This is a genomic window from Pseudomonas sp. VEM90, from assembly GCF_054611535.1.
Window position 1 is genome coordinate 170,155 of the sequence record NZ_JBTRAR010000004.1, and the last position, 17,033, is coordinate 187,187.

The 17,033-nt window shown below is 63.3% G+C and carries 18 protein-coding genes and 1 pseudogene; 11 read left to right on the top strand and 8 right to left on the bottom strand.

Annotated elements, in window-relative coordinates; translation table 11 throughout:
• Positions 1 to 7 precede the first annotated feature (7 nt).
• The 7 genes from ACYCCG_RS06365 (at position 8) to ACYCCG_RS06395 (ending at position 5,023) form a co-directional block, all read left to right on the top strand.
• Complete coding sequence (locus tag ACYCCG_RS06365; RefSeq protein WP_339443749.1) at positions 8 to 598, top strand: YggT family protein; 591 nt, start codon at positions 8 to 10, stop codon at positions 596 to 598.
• Between the two features lie 99 nt (positions 599 to 697).
• A complete protein-coding gene (gene metX, locus ACYCCG_RS06370; RefSeq protein ID WP_209969400.1) occupies positions 698 to 1,837 on the top strand; it encodes a homoserine O-succinyltransferase MetX in 1,140 nt (379 codons plus the stop codon).
• 7 nt (positions 1,838 to 1,844) lie between these two features.
• A complete protein-coding gene (metW, locus tag ACYCCG_RS06375; protein WP_209969395.1) occupies positions 1,845 to 2,465 on the top strand; it encodes a methionine biosynthesis protein MetW in 621 nt (206 codons plus the stop codon).
• 22 nt (positions 2,466 to 2,487) lie between these two features.
• Complete coding sequence (locus tag ACYCCG_RS06380; protein ID WP_021783663.1) at positions 2,488 to 2,922, top strand: DUF4426 domain-containing protein; 435 nt, start codon at positions 2,488 to 2,490, stop codon at positions 2,920 to 2,922.
• Entirely contained in the window at positions 2,919 to 3,515 is a 597-nt protein-coding gene (gene rdgB, locus ACYCCG_RS06385) for an RdgB/HAM1 family non-canonical purine NTP pyrophosphatase (protein WP_209969392.1), read from the top strand. Before ACYCCG_RS06380 ends, rdgB begins: the two co-directional genes overlap by 4 nt.
• Positions 3,512 to 4,687, top strand: a complete 1,176-nt coding sequence (gene hemW, locus ACYCCG_RS06390; RefSeq protein WP_339443747.1) for a radical SAM family heme chaperone HemW — start codon at positions 3,512 to 3,514, stop codon at positions 4,685 to 4,687. The genes rdgB and hemW overlap by 4 nt, the downstream gene beginning before the upstream one ends.
• 9 nt (positions 4,688 to 4,696) lie before the next feature.
• A complete protein-coding gene (locus ACYCCG_RS06395; protein ID WP_003249095.1) occupies positions 4,697 to 5,023 on the top strand; it encodes a DUF3392 domain-containing protein in 327 nt (108 codons plus the stop codon).
• Between the two features lie 737 nt (positions 5,024 to 5,760).
• Here ACYCCG_RS06395 and trmB read toward each other — a convergent pair.
• The 4 genes from trmB to ACYCCG_RS06415 form a co-directional block, all read right to left on the bottom strand.
• Positions 5,761 to 6,483, bottom strand: coding sequence for a tRNA (guanosine(46)-N7)-methyltransferase TrmB (gene trmB, locus ACYCCG_RS06400; protein ID WP_004575478.1), 723 nt, complete (start codon positions 6,481 to 6,483; stop codon positions 5,761 to 5,763).
• Between the two features lie 9 nt (positions 6,484 to 6,492).
• Positions 6,493 to 7,305 carry a thiazole synthase gene (locus ACYCCG_RS06405; RefSeq protein ID WP_003249091.1) on the bottom strand — a complete coding sequence of 271 codons (813 nt, stop codon included), beginning with the start codon at positions 7,303 to 7,305 and terminating at the stop codon, positions 6,493 to 6,495.
• Positions 7,306 to 7,359: 54 nt separating this feature from the next.
• Entirely contained in the window at positions 7,360 to 7,560 is a 201-nt protein-coding gene (gene thiS / locus ACYCCG_RS06410) for a sulfur carrier protein ThiS (protein ID WP_003249090.1), read from the bottom strand.
• 102 nt (positions 7,561 to 7,662) lie between these two features.
• Entirely contained in the window at positions 7,663 to 8,034 is a 372-nt protein-coding gene (locus ACYCCG_RS06415; protein ID WP_176684771.1) for a DUF423 domain-containing protein, read from the bottom strand.
• 29 nt (positions 8,035 to 8,063) lie between these two features.
• On the opposite strand from ACYCCG_RS06415, the pseudogene mtgA reads away from it, so the two are divergent.
• A pseudogene (gene mtgA / locus ACYCCG_RS06420) lies at positions 8,064 to 8,809 on the top strand (monofunctional biosynthetic peptidoglycan transglycosylase).
• Between the two features lie 294 nt (positions 8,810 to 9,103).
• On the opposite strand, the gene rpoH reads toward mtgA, so the two are convergent.
• The 4 genes from rpoH to ftsY form a co-directional block, all read right to left on the bottom strand.
• Positions 9,104 to 9,958, bottom strand: a complete 855-nt coding sequence (rpoH, locus tag ACYCCG_RS06425) for an RNA polymerase sigma factor RpoH (protein WP_003249083.1) — start codon at positions 9,956 to 9,958, stop codon at positions 9,104 to 9,106.
• A 111-nt stretch (positions 9,959 to 10,069) separates the two neighbouring features.
• Entirely contained in the window at positions 10,070 to 11,095 is a 1,026-nt protein-coding gene (gene ftsX, locus ACYCCG_RS06430; protein ID WP_021783657.1) for a permease-like cell division protein FtsX, read from the bottom strand.
• Positions 11,092 to 11,763, bottom strand: a complete 672-nt coding sequence (gene ftsE, locus ACYCCG_RS06435) for a cell division ATP-binding protein FtsE (protein ID WP_176684769.1) — start codon at positions 11,761 to 11,763, stop codon at positions 11,092 to 11,094. The genes ftsX and ftsE overlap by 4 nt, the downstream gene beginning before the upstream one ends.
• 2 nt (positions 11,764 to 11,765) lie before the next feature.
• A complete protein-coding gene (gene ftsY, locus ACYCCG_RS06440) occupies positions 11,766 to 13,259 on the bottom strand; it encodes a signal recognition particle-docking protein FtsY (protein WP_459669790.1) in 1,494 nt (497 codons plus the stop codon).
• Positions 13,260 to 13,490: 231 nt separating this feature from the next.
• Between ftsY and ACYCCG_RS06445 the strand changes: the two genes are divergently transcribed.
• From ACYCCG_RS06445 to rsmD, 3 genes are read left to right on the top strand one after another with little or no spacing between them, the layout of a single operon-like run.
• Positions 13,491 to 14,846, top strand: coding sequence for a M16 family metallopeptidase (locus tag ACYCCG_RS06445; RefSeq protein ID WP_176684767.1), 1,356 nt, complete (start codon positions 13,491 to 13,493; stop codon positions 14,844 to 14,846).
• A complete protein-coding gene (locus tag ACYCCG_RS06450) occupies positions 14,839 to 16,329 on the top strand; it encodes a M16 family metallopeptidase (protein ID WP_176684766.1) in 1,491 nt (496 codons plus the stop codon). Before ACYCCG_RS06445 ends, ACYCCG_RS06450 begins: the two co-directional genes overlap by 8 nt.
• Entirely contained in the window at positions 16,329 to 16,931 is a 603-nt protein-coding gene (gene rsmD, locus ACYCCG_RS06455; RefSeq protein ID WP_209969377.1) for a 16S rRNA (guanine(966)-N(2))-methyltransferase RsmD, read from the top strand. The genes ACYCCG_RS06450 and rsmD overlap by 1 nt, the downstream gene beginning before the upstream one ends.
• Positions 16,932 to 17,033: the final 102 nt, after the last annotated feature.

Sequence of the window (17,033 nt, forward strand, 5' to 3'; positions counted from 1 at the left end):
GCTTTAGATGAATGCACTGTCAGGCGCCGCGATTTTCGTGGTGCAAACCCTGGTAAGCCTTTACCTGGTAATCGTCCTGCTTCGCTTCGTACTGCAGTTGGTCAAGGCCAACTTCTACAACCCGCTGTGCCAGTTCGCAGTTCGTGCCACCCAACCACTGCTCAAGCCGATCCGCCGGATCATCCCCAGCGTTGGCGGGCTGGACACCTCGTCGCTGCTGCTGGCGGTGGTTATCCAAGCCCTGCTGATGGGCCTCGTGCTGATGGTCACCTACGGTACCTTCGGTGACGTCCTGCACCTGCTGATGTGGGCGATCATCGGCATCACCTCGCTGTTCCTGAAGATTTTCTGGGTGGCGATGATCGTCATGGTGATCGTGTCCTGGGTTGCACCCAACAGCCACAACCCGGCGGCCGAACTGGCCTACCAGATCAGCGAGCCAGTGCTGGCGCCATTCCGCCGCCTGGTACCAAATCTGGGCGGCATGGACATCTCGCCGATCTTCGCCTTCCTGGCGATCCAGGTAATCCAGTCGTTTGTCATGCCCCCGCTGGCTGCCTACGCCGGCATGCCTCAAGAGCTGTGGCGAATGATCTGAGGCTCGCCAGAGCCAGCTTGCCCCCAGTCGCAAGCCTTTGCTTGCCGCTGGGGGTAGCGCTCTTTAGACTTACGCCTCCGTCAAGCGTGAGCAGGGTCGATGTCAACTGTCTTTCCCGAAGATTCCGTCGGTCTGGTAGTACCGCAAACCGCCCGGTTCGATGAACCGCTGGCACTGGCCTGTGGCCGCTCACTGGCCAGTTACGAACTGGTCTACGAGACCTATGGCACCCTGAACGCCAGCGCGAGCAATGCCGTGCTGATCTGCCATGCCCTGTCCGGCCACCACCATGCCGCTGGCTACCATGCCGCCACCGACCGCAAGCCGGGCTGGTGGGACAGCTGCATCGGCCCCGGCAAGCCGATCGATACCAACCGCTTCTTCGTGGTCAGCCTGAACAACCTCGGCGGCTGCAACGGCAGCACCGGCCCCAGCAGCATCAACCCTGCCACCGGCAAACCGTATGGCGCCGATTTCCCCGTACTGACCGTAGAGGACTGGGTACACAGCCAGGTGCGCCTGGGCGAGCGCCTGGGCATCCAGCAATGGGCCGCTGTCGTCGGCGGCAGCCTTGGCGGCATGCAGGCGCTGCAATGGACCATCAGCTACCCCGAGCGTGTGCGCCATTGCGTCGACATTGCCTCGGCGCCCAAGCTGTCGGCACAGAACATCGCCTTCAACGAGGTGGCGCGCCAGGCCATTCTCACCGACCCGGAGTTCCATGGCGGTTCGTTCCAGGACCAGGGCGTGATCCCCAAACGGGGCCTGATGCTGGCACGCATGGTCGGGCACATTACCTATCTGTCCGACGACTCGATGGGTGAAAAATTCGGCCGTGAGCTGAAAAGCGACAAGCTCAACTACGACTTCCACAGCGTCGAGTTTCAGGTCGAAAGCTACCTGCGCTATCAGGGCGAGGAGTTTTCCGGCCGTTTCGATGCCAATACCTACCTGCTGATGACCAAGGCACTGGACTATTTCGACCCGGCCGCCACGCACGGTGGTGACCTGGCAGCCACCCTGGCCCACGTCACGGCGGACTACTGCATCATGTCGTTCACCACCGACTGGCGCTTCTCTCCGGCCCGTTCACGTGAGATCGTCAACGCGCTGATGGCCGCGCGCAAGAACGTCTGTTACCTGGAGATCGATTCGCCCTACGGGCACGATGCCTTCCTGATCCCCACACCTCGCTACATGCAGGGTTTCTCGAACTACATGAACCGCATTGCCATCTGAGGACAGCATGAGAGCCGATCTGGAAATCATCCACGACTGGATCCCCGCCGGCAGCCGGGTACTCGACCTGGGCTGCGGTAGCGGCGAACTGCTGGCCTCGCTGCGTGACCGCAAGCAGGTCACCGGCTATGGCCTGGAAATCGACGCCGACAACATCGCCGCCTGCGTGGCCAAAGGCGTCAACGTCATCGAACAAGACCTGGACAAAGGCCTGGGCAACTTTGCCAGCGACAGCTTCGACGTGGTGATCATGACCCAAGCCCTGCAGGCCGTGGAATACCCTGACCGCATCCTCGACGAAATGCTGCGGGTGGGCCGTCAGTGCATCATCACCTTCCCCAACTTCGGTCACTGGCGTTGCCGCTGGTACCTGGCGACCAAAGGCCGCATGCCGGTATCGGACTTCATGCCTTATACCTGGTACAACACGCCGAACATCCATTTCTGCACCTTCGCCGACTTCGAAGAACTTGTGCACGAACGCCGAGCCAAGGTACTCGACCGCCTGGCGGTCGACCACTTGCACCGCAATGGGTGGGGCGGCCGGCTATGGCCTAATCTTCTAGGTGAGATCGGCATCTACCGCGTCAGCAGTTCGGGCCTGCAAGAGCAGCGGCTCGCGGTCTGACGCCCACCGGAGGAATCGCCCCATGCGTCGCCTAGCCCTGTTCCTGATCAGCCTGTGCCTGGCCCTGCCAGTATTGGCTGCCGATGCCGCACGCCCCGAGCGCAAGGAGGTATTTGGCGACGTGACGGTGCACTACAGCGCATTCACGTCGAGCATGCTCACGCCCGAAGTGGCCGCGGCCACCGGCCTGGTTCGCAGCAAGAACCAGGGCGTGCTCAACATTACCGTACTCAAGGCCAGCAAACCGGCCACAGCGGTGGTCAGCGGCACGATCAAGGACCTGACCGGGCGCAGCAGCCCGCTGTCGTTCAAGCAGATTACCGAACAGGGCGCGGTGTACTACATCGCCCAGTTCAAGATCGACCAGCCAGAAACCGTCACCTTCGACCTGAACATCGAAACCGGCGGCATCAGCAACTCTCTCCGCTTCAACCAGGAAGTGTTCCCAGGCGAATGATGAATTTCCAGCAACTCGTATTGGCCAGCCACAACGCCGGCAAACTCAAGGAACTCCAGGCCATGCTCGGCCAATCCGTGCAACTGCGCTCGATTGGTGAGTTCAGCCAGGTCGAGCCGGAAGAAACCGGCCTGTCGTTCGTCGAGAACGCCATCCTCAAGGCGCGCAACGCCGCCCGCATTTCCGGCCTGCCGGCCCTGGCCGATGACTCCGGCCTGGCGGTGGATTTCCTCGGTGGCGCGCCGGGCATCTACTCGGCGCGCTATGCCGATGGCCAGGGTGACGCGGCAAACAACGCCAAGCTGCTCGAAGCCTTGAAAGACGTGCCTGAAGCTGAGCGCGGTGCACAGTTCGTCTGCGTTCTGGCACTGGTACGTCACGCCGACGACCCGTTGCCGATCCTGTGCGAAGGCCTGTGGCAAGGGCGCATCCTGTTCGAGGCCAGCGGTGAGCAGGGCTTTGGCTACGACCCGCTGTTCTGGGTACCGGAGCGCAACTGCTCCAGCGCCGATCTGACCCCCGCAGACAAGAACCAGCTCAGCCACCGCGCCCGTGCCATGGCCCTGCTGCGCCAACGTCTGGGCCTGGCATGATCGAAATGCTGTCGCCCTCCGGCGCGGCGGGCTTTACCAGCTTGCCGCCGCTGGCGCTTTACATCCACATTCCGTGGTGCGTACGCAAATGCCCTTATTGCGACTTCAACTCCCACGCTGCCGGGCCTGAGCTACCGGAAGATGCCTATGTCACAGCCCTGCTCGACGACCTCGACCAGGAACTGGCTGCCGTACAAGGCCGCCCGATCAGCTCGATCTTCTTCGGTGGCGGTACGCCAAGCCTGTTCAGTGCCAACGCCCTCGGCCGGCTGCTGCGGGGCGTAGAGCAACGTATTGCGTTCGCGCCAGACATCGAGATTACCCTGGAAGCCAACCCAGGCACCTTTGAGCAGGACAAGTTCAAGGCCTACCGGCAGACGGGCATCAACCGCCTGTCGATCGGTGTGCAGAGCTTCCAGCCAGCCAAGCTGGAAGCACTTGGTCGCATCCACAATGGCGACGAAGCGGTTCGGGCCGCTGGCATGGCGCGCGCGGCCGGTTTCGACAATTTCAACATGGACCTGATGCACGGCCTGCCCGACCAGTCGCTGGACGACGCGCTGGCTGACCTGCGCCAGGCCATCGACCTGGGGCCGACACATCTGTCGTGGTATCAGCTGACCGTGGAACCGAACACGGTGTTCTGGAACCAGCCGCCAGAGCTGCCGGAAGACGATATCCTCTGGGATATTCAGGAAGCCGGCCAAACGCTGATGGCCGCGCACGGCTATCGCCAGTACGAGGTATCGGCCTACGCCCAGTCAGGCCGCGCCGCCCGGCACAACCTCAACTACTGGCGCTTCGGCGACTTCATCGGCATTGGCGCCGGCGCCCACGGCAAGCTCACCTTCGCCGACGGGCGCATCCTGCGCACCTGGAAGACTCGCCTGCCCAAGGACTACCTGAACCTGGCCAAACCGTTCAAGGCCGGCGAGAAGCTGCTGCCAGTCGAAGAACTGCCGTTCGAGTTCCTGATGAACGCCCTGCGCCTGACCGATGGCGTGGAAGCCGACTTGTTCACCCAACGCACCGGCTTGCCACTGGCACAGCTGCATGAGGCACGCCGCGCCGCCGAACAAAAGGGCCTTTTGCAGGTCGAACCGGATCGACTGGTGGCCACCGCAAGGGGCCAACTGTTCCTCAATGACCTGCTGCAGTATTTCTTGACCTGAGGATGACCCATGGATCTGGTACTTGATCTGCTCGCGACGGTTTCCCGCTGGAGCCGCAGCAACCTGTCGGAGATTTCACTGGCCTTGGTAGGCTGCTTGCTGGTGCTGTTCGGCACCGATGTCAAAGCCTGGGCAGAGCAACGCCTGGGCGGCCTCGCCGGCGCCCTGCGCGTGCCGTTCATGGCGCTGATGGTGATGATCGGCAGCGGTGCTGCGCTGATCTATGCCACGCCGTGGGTGGTGAAGGGGCTGAGCCAGTTCAACAACTATGCGCTGGCGCCGGTGTTGCTGGTGGTGCTGGTGTTGATTGGCGTGGTGGCGGATCGCCGCGGCTGAGCCAATGGCCCCTGGGTCAACTGTCTTGCTCAACATTTGAAAGACCTGCACGGCCGCCTGTAGGAGCGGGTTTACCCGCGAAGAGGCCGGCCCTGCTGGCCAATTTCCACCCGCCATTCACTGTTGCTGCCGCCACCGTATTCGCGGGTAAACCCGCTCCTACACAGATGGGTGGTGGACACACATCGGTGGTTGGACACAGCCCACTGTAGGAGCGGGTTTACCCGCGAAAGGGCCGGCCCTGCTGGCCAATTTCCACCCGCCATTCACCGTTGCCGCCGCCACCGTATTCGCGGGTAAACCCGCTCCTACACAGATTGGTGGTGGACACACATCGGTGGTTGGACACAGCCCACTGTAGGAGCGGGTTTACCCGCGAAAGGGCCGGCCCTGCTGGCCAATTTCCCCGCCGTTCACCGTTGCCGCCGCCACCGTATTCGCGGGTAAACCCGCTCCTACACAGACTGGTGGTGGACACATCTCGGGGTTGGACACAGACCGCTGTAGGAGCGGGTTCACCCGCGAATGGGCCGGCCCTGCTGGCCAATCTCCACCCGCCGCTCACCGTCGCAGCCGCCCGCGAACACCGGCAAAGCCGGTGCCATCCACCGCGTTGGTTTCTTCGCGGGCATGCCCTGAGATGTTGTGTATTACCGAAAAAAAACCGCCCTCTCAAGGCGGTTATTTTCGCCTGCATTCCTGCAGGCATCAGCACATCGAAAAGCCGTATCAGCCGCTCAATCCACCTTCTCGAACTTCAAGTCCCACACCCCATGCCCCAACCGCTCACCGCGGCGTTCGAACTTGGTGATCGGGCGCTCTTCGGGGCGCGGCACATAGGTGCCGTCTGCCGCACGGTTGCGATAGCCCGGGGCAGCGCTCATCACTTCCAGCATGTACTCGGCATACGGCTCCCAGTCGGTGGCCATGTGGAACACGCCACCGGGCTTGAGCTTGCGACGTACCAGCTCGGCGAACTCCAGCTGGACGATGCGGCGCTTGTGATGACGCGCCTTGTGCCAAGGGTCTGGGAAGAACAGCATCAACCGATCGAGGCTGTTATCCGCCACGCAGCGGTTCAGCACTTCGATGGCATCACAGTCATACACCCGCAGGTTTTTCAGTCCCTGGGTCAGCACGCCATTGAGCAGCGCGCCAACACCCGGGCGGTGCACTTCCACACCGATGAAGTCCTGCTCCGGTGCGGCAGCGGCCATTTCCAGCAGGGAATGGCCCATGCCGAAGCCGATCTCCAAGGTGCGCGGGGCCGAGCGGCCGAACACCTGGTCGTAGTCCACCGGGCTGTCAGCCAGTGGCAGGATGTACAGCGGGCCGCCTTGGTCAAGGCCGCGTTGCTGGCCTTCGGTCATGCGCCCGGCACGCATCACGAAGCTCTTGATGCGGCGGTGTGGGCGGGCTTCGCCGTCGGGGGTGATCGGCGTATCGTGCGATTCAGTCATCAGTTGCTCTTACTTGATCAGACCATCCAGCGGCGAAGAGGCGCTGGCATAGAGTTTCTTCGGCATACGACCGGCCAGATAGGCCATGCGACCCGCGACAATGGCGTGCTTCATGGCCTCGGCCATCAGCACTGGCTGCTGGGCATGGGCGATGGCCGAGTTCATCAGCACCGCCTCACAGCCCATTTCCATGGCGATGGTGGCGTCGGATGCGGTACCCACACCGGCATCGACCAGCACCGGCACCTTGGATTCTTCCAGGATGATCTGCAGGTTGTAAGGGTTGCAAATACCCAGGCCGGTGCCAATCAGGCCAGCCAGCGGCATGACTGCGATGCAGCCGACTTCGGCCAGCTGACGGGCGATGATCGGATCATCGCTGGTGTAGACCATGACGTCGAAACCTTCCTTGACCAGCACTTCGGCAGCCTTGAGGGTTTCGATCACGTTGGGGAACAGGGTTTTCTGGTCAGCCAGCACTTCCAGCTTCACCAGCGTGCGGGACTCGTGCGATTTGCGCCCATCGAGCAGTTCGCGCGCCAGACGGCAAGTGCGTACCGCTTCCACTGCATCAAAGCAGCCTGCAGTGTTCGGCAGGATGGTGTACTTGTCAGGCGACAGCACATCGAGCAGGTTCGGCTCGCCCGCGTTCTGGCCAAGGTTGGTGCGGCGCACAGCGACAGTGACGATTTCGGCACCCGAGGCCTCGGTGGCCAGGCGGGTTTCTTCCATGTCACGGTACTTGCCGGTACCGACCAGCAGGCGCGACTGGAAAGTACGCCCGGCCAGGGTGAAGGGCTTGTCGCTACGAACGTTGCTCATCGTTGTTCCTCGGGAAAAGGTTGCAGGGCTTGCTTGTGAACCGCCGGGCTGCTGTCAGCCGCCACCGATGGCGTGGACCACTTCGACCTGGTCACCGTCATTCAGCAGCGTACTGTCGTGCTGGCTGCGCGGCACGATATCCAGGTTCAGTTCCACTGCAACACGGCGCCCGGTCAGCTCCAGGCGCGCCAGCAGGGCTGCAACGCTTTCGCCGGCAGGCAGTTCGTAAGGTTCACCGTTCAATTTAATGCGCATGCGCACGGCCACCATTGTTCTTTGGGGCCAGCATTCTAGCGCCGAACCGCCCTGCAACCCAAGGGCGGTGCGCGCCATTAGTCGTGATTGTGGACCACTCGGTCAGCCCAGCCGCCAGGCTGCCAGGCCCAGGCACAACCAGCCGCCGAGGAAGCACAAGCCACCAATCGGGGTGATGATGCCAAGCTTGCCGAGGCCACTGAGGGTCAGTAGGTACAGGCTGCCGGAGAACAGCAGGATGCCCAACGCAAACAGGCCGCCGGCCCACCCCACCAGGCGCCCGGGCAGGTGCGCAGAGAGCACCGCAACGCCGAAGATCGCCAAGGCATGGACCAGTTGGTAAGTCACGCCAGTATGGAAGATCGCCAGGTAGTCAGCCGTCAGCCGGTTTTTCAGGCCATGAGCGGCGAAGGCGCCCAGGGCGACCCCGGTAAAGCCAAAAAAGGCGGCAAGCATCAGGAAGCTGCGAAGCATGGGACGACTCCTTGTATCGGGTCTGTATAATGGCCCCTTCCACCCTTAGGGCCAAGCCATCGACATGCTGTCAACGCTTATCCGTCGCCTCTCCCGTGCCCTGCTCTGGTTCGTTGCCGGCAGCATCGTACTGGTGCTGGTGTTCCGCTGGATCCCACCGCCCGGCACGGCGCTGATGGTCGAGCGCAAGGTACAGTCTTGGGTGAGTGGTGAACCGATCGACCTGCAGCGCGACTGGGAGCCATGGGAGAACATCTCCGATCAGCTCAAGGTTGCGGTCATTGCTGGCGAGGACCAGAAGTTCGCCAGCCACTGGGGTTTCGACATCCCGGCCATTCAGGCGGCCCTGGCGCACAACGAGCGCGGCGGTAATATTCGCGGCGCCAGCACCCTGACCCAACAAGTGGCCAAGAATCTCTTCCTGTGGTCAGGCCGCAGCTGGTTTCGCAAGGGACTGGAGGCCTGGTTCACTGCACTGATCGAGCTGTTCTGGTCGAAGGAAAGGATTCTCGAGGTCTATTTGAACAGCGCTGAGTGGGGCAAGGGCGTGTTTGGTGCCCAGGCGGCGGCGCGTTATCACTTTGGTGTCGACGCCAGCCGGCTCAGCCGTCAGCAGGCAGCGCAGCTGGCTGCGGTGCTGCCTAGCCCGATCAAGTGGAGCGCCAGCCGGCCGAGTGCGTATGTGGCCAGCCGGGCCAGCTGGATTCGCCGGCAGATGAGCCAGTTGGGCGGGCCCAGCTACTTGATGCAGCTGGACTCATCCAGAAAGCTTTGAATGCAGGCCCGGCCCTTTCGCGGGTAAACCCGCTCCTACGGGCAACCGCACCCCCGGCCTCCTCGCGGGCAAACCCGCGCCTACGGGCAACCGCATCCCCGGCCTCCTCGCGGGCAAACCCGCGCCTACGGACAACCGCATCCCCGGCCTCCTCGCGGGCAAACCCGCGCCTACGGGCAACCGCATCTCCTGTAGGAGCGGGTTTACCCGCGAAGAGGCCAGCAAAACCAGCACAAACAAAAAAGCCGCTCACCCCATTCGGGTCAGCGGCTTTTCTTTACAACCCAGACTCGATCAGGCAGCGATCAGGGCCTTGACCTTGTTCATCGCATTCTTCTCCAGTTGGCGAATACGCTCCGCCGATACGCTGTACTTGTCTGCCAGTTCATGCAGCGTGGCCTTCTCTTCCGCCAGCCAACGCTGGTAGAGAATGTCGCGGCTACGCTCGTCCAGGCCCTGCAGCGCTTCGTGCAGGTTGCTGGTGGAGTTGTCACTCCAGTCGGCATCCTCCAGCTGCACCGCCGGATCGTAACGGTGGTCTTCCAGGTAATGCGCAGGCGACTGGAAGGCGCTGTCGTCGTCAGCTTCCGCTGCCGGGTCAAAGGCCATGTCCTGGCCACTGAGGCGGCTTTCCATCTCGCGCACTTCACGCGGCTCGACGCCAAGGCTTTCCGCCACGCGATGCACTTCGTCGTTGTTCAGCCACGCCAGACGCTTCTTCTGGCTACGCAGGTTGAAGAACAGCTTGCGCTGAGCCTTGGTGGTAGCCACCTTCACGATGCGCCAGTTGCGCAGAATGAACTCGTGGATCTCTGCCTTGATCCAGTGCACGGCGAACGACACCAGACGCACGCCCATTTCCGGGTTGAAGCGCTTGACGGCTTTCATCAGGCCGACGTTGCCTTCCTGGATCAGGTCAGCCTGTGCCAACCCGTAGCCGGCATAGCTACGGGCGATATGTACAACAAAACGCAGGTGGGCCATCACCATCTGACGAGCGGCCTCGACATCCTGCTCATAATAGAGACGCTCGCCCAGATCACGCTCCTGCTCGACCGTCAGCAGCGGGATGCTGTTGACCGTGTGCACATAGGCTTCCAGGTTTGCACCGGGTACCAGGGCATAGGCAGGTTGCAACGATGTGGTCATTCAAGAACCTCCGACTTACAAAACTCGCACCTTGTGGGCGCTGCCAACATTGACCCGGAACGACGGTACAAGTTCCGTAGTGAAGAAAATGTCAATGCTGGCAGGTAAAAACTATCGCGGCGCCAGCTCGTTCAAGTGGCGGGCGACTGCAATCCATGCACCGATATACCCCAACAGCACGGCTCCGATCAAGAGCGACAGACCATCGGAAGCCGGGACGCCGCCCAGGGCGAAGTCACTGCCATACAGCCCGGAAAGCCCTACCACCGCCTCGTTCAGCCAGTTCAGGCCAAACGCCAGGATGCCCCACGCCAGCAGGCCTGCGCCCAGGCCATACAGGGCGCCCATGTACAGGAAAGGCCGGCGCACGTAGGCGTCGGTGCCGCCGACCAGCTTGATCACTTCGATCTCGATTCGGCGGTTTTCAATGTGTAGACGAATTGTGTTACCGATTACTAACAGCAGGGCAGAAATCAGCATCACGGCCAGTCCGAAGACGAAGCGGTCACCCAACTTGAGGATGGCTGCCAGGCGCTCGACCCAGACCAGGTCCAGTTGCGCCACGTCCACCCGCGGCAACTCCGACAGGCGCTGACGCAAGGCTTCCAGGGCCGGCTTGTCGACCTCGGTCGGGGTTACCACCACCACACCCGGCAGTGGGTTGTCTGGCAGTTCGCGCAGGGCCTCGCCCAGCCCGGACTGCTGCTGGAACTCCTCCAGCGCCTGCTCGCGGCTGACATACTGGGCGTCCGCCACCCCAGGCATGCCCTTGATCTCGTCGCGCAGCGCTTCGCCATCGCGGCTGCCGGCATCAAGCTTGAGGTACAGCGAAATCTGCGCAGCGCGCTGCCACGAACCGCCAAGCTGCTCGACGTTCTTCAGCAACAAGGACAGGCCCATCGGCATGCTCAACGCCACTGCCATCACCAGGCAGGTGAAGAAACTGCCGATCGGCTGCTTGCCCAGGCGGCGCAGGCTGTCGGCCAAGCTGGCACGGTGGCTTTCCAGCCAGGCATGCAGCAGGGTGCGGAAGTCCGGGCCATCATCGTCTTCACCGCGTTTTTTCTTCGCAGGTTGCGGATCGGCCGGTTTCGGTGCGACCCGCTCTGAAACCTTCGGCGTACGTGTAGTGTTCATTGCCCGGCCTCCCCATCTCCGATCAAGCGGCCGCGTTGCAAGGTCAGCATGCGGTGGCGCATGCGCGCGATCAGTGCCAGGTCGTGGCTGGCGATCAATACCGTCGTGCCCAGGCGGTTGATGTCCTCGAACACGCCCATGATCTCTGCAGCCAGGCGCGGGTCGAGGTTACCGGTGGGCTCGTCGGCCAGCAGCAGCGCCGGCTGGTGAACGATGGCGCGGGCGATACCCACCCGCTGCTGCTGCCCGGTGGACAGGTCGGCCGGGAACAGCTCGCCTTTGTCGGACAGCGATACACGCTCCAGGGCCGAGTCCACGCGCTTGGCGATCTCGAGCTTGGACAGGCCGAGAATCTGCAGCGGCAAGGCAATGTTGTTGAATACCGTGCGGTCGAACAACAGCTGGTGGTTCTGGAACACCACGCCGATCTGCCGGCGCAGGAACGGGATTTGCGCATTGCTGATCTGGCCCAGGTCCTGCCCTGCCAGCATCAGCTTGCCGCTGGTCGGGCGCTCCATGGCCAGCAACAGGCGCAGCAAGGTGCTCTTGCCAGCGCCCGAGTGGCCGGTGACGAACAGGAATTCGCCCCGGCGCGCCCGGAAACTCAGCTCATGCAAACCCACATGACCGTTGGGATAGCGCTTGGCAACCTGCTCGAATCGGATCATGGTCAATCTCGCTCGGCGAACAGAGCCTTGACGAACGGCTCGGCTTCGAAGGTACGCAGGTCGTCGATGCCTTCACCGACACCGATGAAACGGATCGGGATGTTGAACTGCTTGGCCAGGGCGAAGATCACCCCGCCCTTGGCAGTGCCGTCCAGCTTGGTCAGGGCCAGGCCGGTCAGCTCGACGCTCTGGTTGAAGTACTTGGCCTGACTGATGGCGTTCTGGCCGGTGCCGGCGTCAAGCACCAGCAGCACCTCGTGCGGTGCCTCAACGTCGAGCTTGCCGATGACCCGGCGGACCTTCTTCAGCTCTTCCATCAGGTTGTCCTTGGTGTGCAGGCGGCCGGCAGTGTCAGCGATCAGCACGTCGACGCCACGGGCCTTGGCGGCCTGCACGGCATCGAAGATCACCGAAGCTGAGTCGGCGCCGGTATGCTGGGCGATCACCGGAATCTGGTTACGCTCGCCCCACACCTGCAACTGCTCGACCGCTGCTGCACGGAAGGTATCACCGGCAGCCAGCATGACCTTCTTGCCTTCCAGTTGCAGCTTTTTCGCCAGTTTGCCGATGGTGGTGGTCTTGCCGGCACCGTTGACGCCAACCACGAGGATCACATAAGGCTTGTTCTGGGCCTGTACACTCAGCGGCTGCTCGACCGGGCGCAGCAGCGCAGCCAGTTCTTCCTGCAACGATTTGTACAGGGCATCGGCATCGGCCAACTGCTTGCGCGCAACCTTCTGGGTCAGGTTCTGGACGATGGCCGAGGTAGCCTCCACACCCACGTCGGCGGTCAGCAGGCGCGTCTCGATTTCGTCGAGCAGGTCGTCGTCGATGACTTTCTTGCCGAGGAACAGGCTGGCCATGCCCTCGCCGATGCTGGCACTGGTCTTGGACAGGCCTTGCTTGAGGCGCGCGAAGAAGCCGGGCTTGGCCTGTTCGACGGGTGCAGCAACAGAGGCCACGGGGGCTGGCACCGCGCGCTCCGGGATTGCCGGCGGTGCTTTTGGCTCCAGGTCCGGTACCAGGGCGACGGGCTCTTCGGCAACCGGCAACACCAGGTTGCTGACCGGCGCTGCGGCCTCGACAGAGGCGGACTCGACAGGGGCCGCCTGCAAGGGCATGGACGCGACCGGCTGCGGTGCAGGTGCCACCAGTGGCCGGGATGCGACCGGCTCGGGCTCAGGGGCCTGCAACGGCTGGGACGCTACCGGTTCAGGGGCGGGGGCCTCGACTACCGGGGGCCGGGCGGGTGCAGCGACCGGCTGCGGCTCGGTCAGCTGTGGGGCCGCAGGGGCCTGGGCGGGTTCGGGGGCCTGTGGCGTTTCGGCGGTAGAACCCTCGACCGGAGCGGCTGCAGACTGCTCGACAGCGGGGGGGGCATTCGCGGGTACGTCCGCTCCCACAGGTGGCTGCGGCTTCTTGCGAAACCAGCTGAACAGGCCTTTCTTCTCACCAGCCTCGGCCGGCGCTTTTTTGTCGTCGTTGGAACCAAACATGGAAGACGGCTATCTCAGGGTAGCGATAGGCCAGCTATGGCCAATCGGGAATTCTCTCTACGCAGAACAGACTATCTTGAAGCCGGCTGGTTCATGCGCAACGTTTTGTCTTAGTGTCCTGTGGGCCAGAACGGCGACAGGCATGGTCGCCAGGCAACCGGATCAGTATCCTAGCACCTCCTGGCCTGCCGACGCTAAACCCAGCGGGCCGCCGAACAGGTTAAACACCGTATGAATGCTCTAGCCCGCCGCGCCGCTGGCCTGTTGCTCGGCACGCTCTGCCTGCCGCTCGCGGCCTTCGCCGCCGATGTGCAACCCACCCACGAATTCATCCTCGACAATGGCCTGAAGGTCGTGGTCCGCGAAGACCATCGCGCCCCGGTGGTGGTATCGCAGATCTGGTACAAGGTTGGCTCCAGCTACGAGACCCCGGGCCAGACCGGCTTGTCCCATGCGCTGGAACACATGATGTTCAAGGGCAGCGCAAAGGTCGGCCCCGGCGAGGCCTCGCGCATTCTGCGTGACCTCGGCGCCGATGAAAACGCCTTCACCAGCGACGATTACACCGCCTATTACCAAGTGCTGGCCCGTGACCGCCTGCCGGTAGCGCTGGAGCTGGAGGCCGATCGCCTTGCCAGCCTGCGTCTGCCTGCCGACGAGTTCAGCCGCGAAATCGAGGTCATCAAGGAAGAACGCCGCCTGCGCACCGACGACAAGCCCAATGCCAAGGCATTCGAGCTGTTCCGCGCCATGGCCTACCCGGCCAGCGGCTACCACACGCCGACCATTGGCTGGATGGCCGACCTGGAGCGTATGAAGGTCGAGGAACTTCGCCATTGGTACGAGTCCTGGTACGCCCCCAACAACGCCACCCTGGTGGTGGTCGGTGATGTCACCGCCGACGAGGTCAAGGGCCTGGCGCAGAAGTATTTCGGCAATATTCCCAAACGCGCCGTGCCGCCAGCCAAGCTGCCTCTGGAACTGGCCGAACCAGGTTGGCGCCAGTTGACCCTGCACGTACGCACCCAACTGCCAAGCCTGATCTACGGCTTCAACGTGCCCGGCCTGCCCACCGCCAAGGACCCACGTACGGTGCATGCCCTGCGCCTGATCTCGGCACTGCTCGACGGTGGCTACAGCGCCCGCATGCCGGCCCGCCTGGAGCGTGGCCAGGAACTGGTCGCCGGCGCTTCGTCCAGCTACAACGCCTTCACCCGCGGCGACAGCCTGTTCCTGATCTCGGCGACGCCGAATGTGCAGAAGCAGAAAACCCTCGCCGACGTCGAGAAAGGCATCTGGCAACTGCTTGACGAACTCAAGAGCACGCCACCCAGCGCCGAAGAGCTGGAACGCGTACGCGCCCAGGTCATCGCCGGCCTCGTCTACGACCGCGACTCCATCAGCAGCCAGGCCACCACCATCGGCCAGCTGGAAACCGTCGGCCTGTCCTGGAAGCTGATCGACAGCGAACTGGACGAGCTCAAGCGCGTCACCCCGCAGGACATCCAGAACGCCGCGCGCACCTACTTCACCCGCGAACGCCTGAGCGTTGCCCATGTACTGCCCGAGGAGTCCGCTCATGAGTGATCGCCGCGCACCACGCCCAACCCTGCTGGCCACGGGCATTCGTGCCCTGGCGCTGGCAGCTGTGCTGGCCGCTCCGGCCATGGCCGACAACGCTGCCAAGGCCGACAGCAGCGCAGCCCGCCCGGCCAACACCTTGCAATCGCTGGCCGAACTGAATGGCAAGGCACCCAGCCGGCGTCAGTTGAACATCCAGCACTGGAACACCGCCGAGGGTGCCCGGGTGCTGTTCGTCGAGGCTCGCGAACTGCCCATGTTCGACCTGCGTGTCACCTTCGCCGCCGGCAGCAGCCAGGATGGCGGCACGCCAGGCCTGGCCGCTCTGACCAACGCCATGCTCAACGAGGGCGTGGCCGGCAAGGACGTCACCGCCATCGCCGAGGGCTTCGAAGGCCTGGGTGCAGACTTTGGCAACGGCTCCTACCGCGACATGGCCGTCGCATCGCTGCGCAGCCTCAGTGCCAAGGACAAGCGCGAACCGGCCCTCAAACTGTTTACAGAGGTGGCGGGCAAGCCGACATTCCCCGAGGATGCCCTCAAGCGCATCAAGAACCAGATGCTGGCTGGCTTCGAGTATGAGAAGCAAAACCCCGGCAAGATCGCCGGCAAGGCCCTTTTCGGCAAGCTCTATGGCGACCACCCCTACGCCCACCCAAGCGACGGCACCGCCGAGAGCATCACGGGCATCAGCCTTGCGCAGTTGCGCGCGTTCCACGCAAAGGCCTATACCGGCGGCAATGCGGTAATCGCCCTGGTCGGCGACCTCAGCCGTGCAGAGGCCGAAGCCATCGCCGCACAGGTGTCTGCCGGCCTGCCCAAGGGCCCTGCGCTGGCCGCACCGGCCCAACCCACAGACGCCAAGGCCGGCCTGACCCACATCGACTTCCCGTCCAAGCAGACCCACCTGATGCTGGCCGAACTGGGGATCGACCGCCAGGACCCGGACTGGCCAGCCCTGTCCATGGGCAACCAGATCCTTGGCGGTGGCGCCTTCGGTACCCGGCTGATGAGCGAGGTGCGAGAGAAGCGCGGCCTGACCTACGGCGTTTACTCGGCATTCAGCCCGATGCAGGTGCGCGGCCCGTTCATGATCAACCTGCAAACCCGTGCCGAGCTTAGCGAAGGCACGCTCAAGCTGGTGCAAGGCATTCTCGCCGACTACCTGAAGACGGGCCCGACCCAACAGGAGCTGGACGATGCCAAGCGCGAGCTGGCCGGCAGCTTCCCGCTGTCCAATGCCAGCAACGCCAGCATCGTCGGCCAACTGGGCGCGATCGGCTTCTACAACTTGCCGCTGACCTGGCTGGAGGACTTCATGCAACAGTCCCAGGCCCTTACCGTCGAACAAGTCAAGGCAGCCATGAACAAACACCTGTCAGCCGATAAACTGGTGATCGTCACCGTTGGCCCGAAAGTGCCACAAAAACCGCTGCCAGCACCCACTGACAAGCCCTCCGAGCAACCGCTCGGGGTACCGGAGCACTAATGCCAAGATCCACCCCTCCCGCCCGCCCGCAAGCGGGCCAAAGCAAGGGCCAGGGCCACCTGCGCATCATCGCCGGCGAGTGGCGCAGCCGCCGCCTGGCGGTGCCGGAAGGCGAAGGCCTGCGGCCAACGCCTGACCGCGTACGGGAAACCGTATTCAACTGGCTGGCCCCCTACATCGAGGGTGCCCGCGTGCTGGACGCCTTCACCGGCAGTGGCGCCCTGGTGCTCGAAGCCCTGTCCCGTGGGGCCGAGGATGCCGTGGCGCTGGACAGCAACTCCGCAGCCATCGCCAACCTGAAGAACAACCTCGAAATCCTGCGCTGTCCTCGCGGGCAAATTCTGCAGACCGACGCCCTGCGCTACCTGCAAGGCCCGGCCAAGCAGCAGTTCGATGTCGTGTTCCTCGACCCGCCGTTCCACCAGGACCTGTTGGCCAACACCTGCAACATGCTGGAGCAGAACCAGTGGCTGAGCGAGCAGGCATGGGTCTACACCGAAAGCGAAGCGGCACCCTCGACCTTGCAACTGCCAGGCAACTGGCGCCTGCACCGCGAGAAGAAGACCGGCCAGGTGCACTACGCACTCTGGCAGCGGGGCTGATTACCCGCCGGGTGGGGTGTACGCAGTGACCACACCCCACCTGCGCCATGGTTGAAGCTGCACCTTCACTTCCACCAATAGCGCAGGTACTGGGGCGCTGTT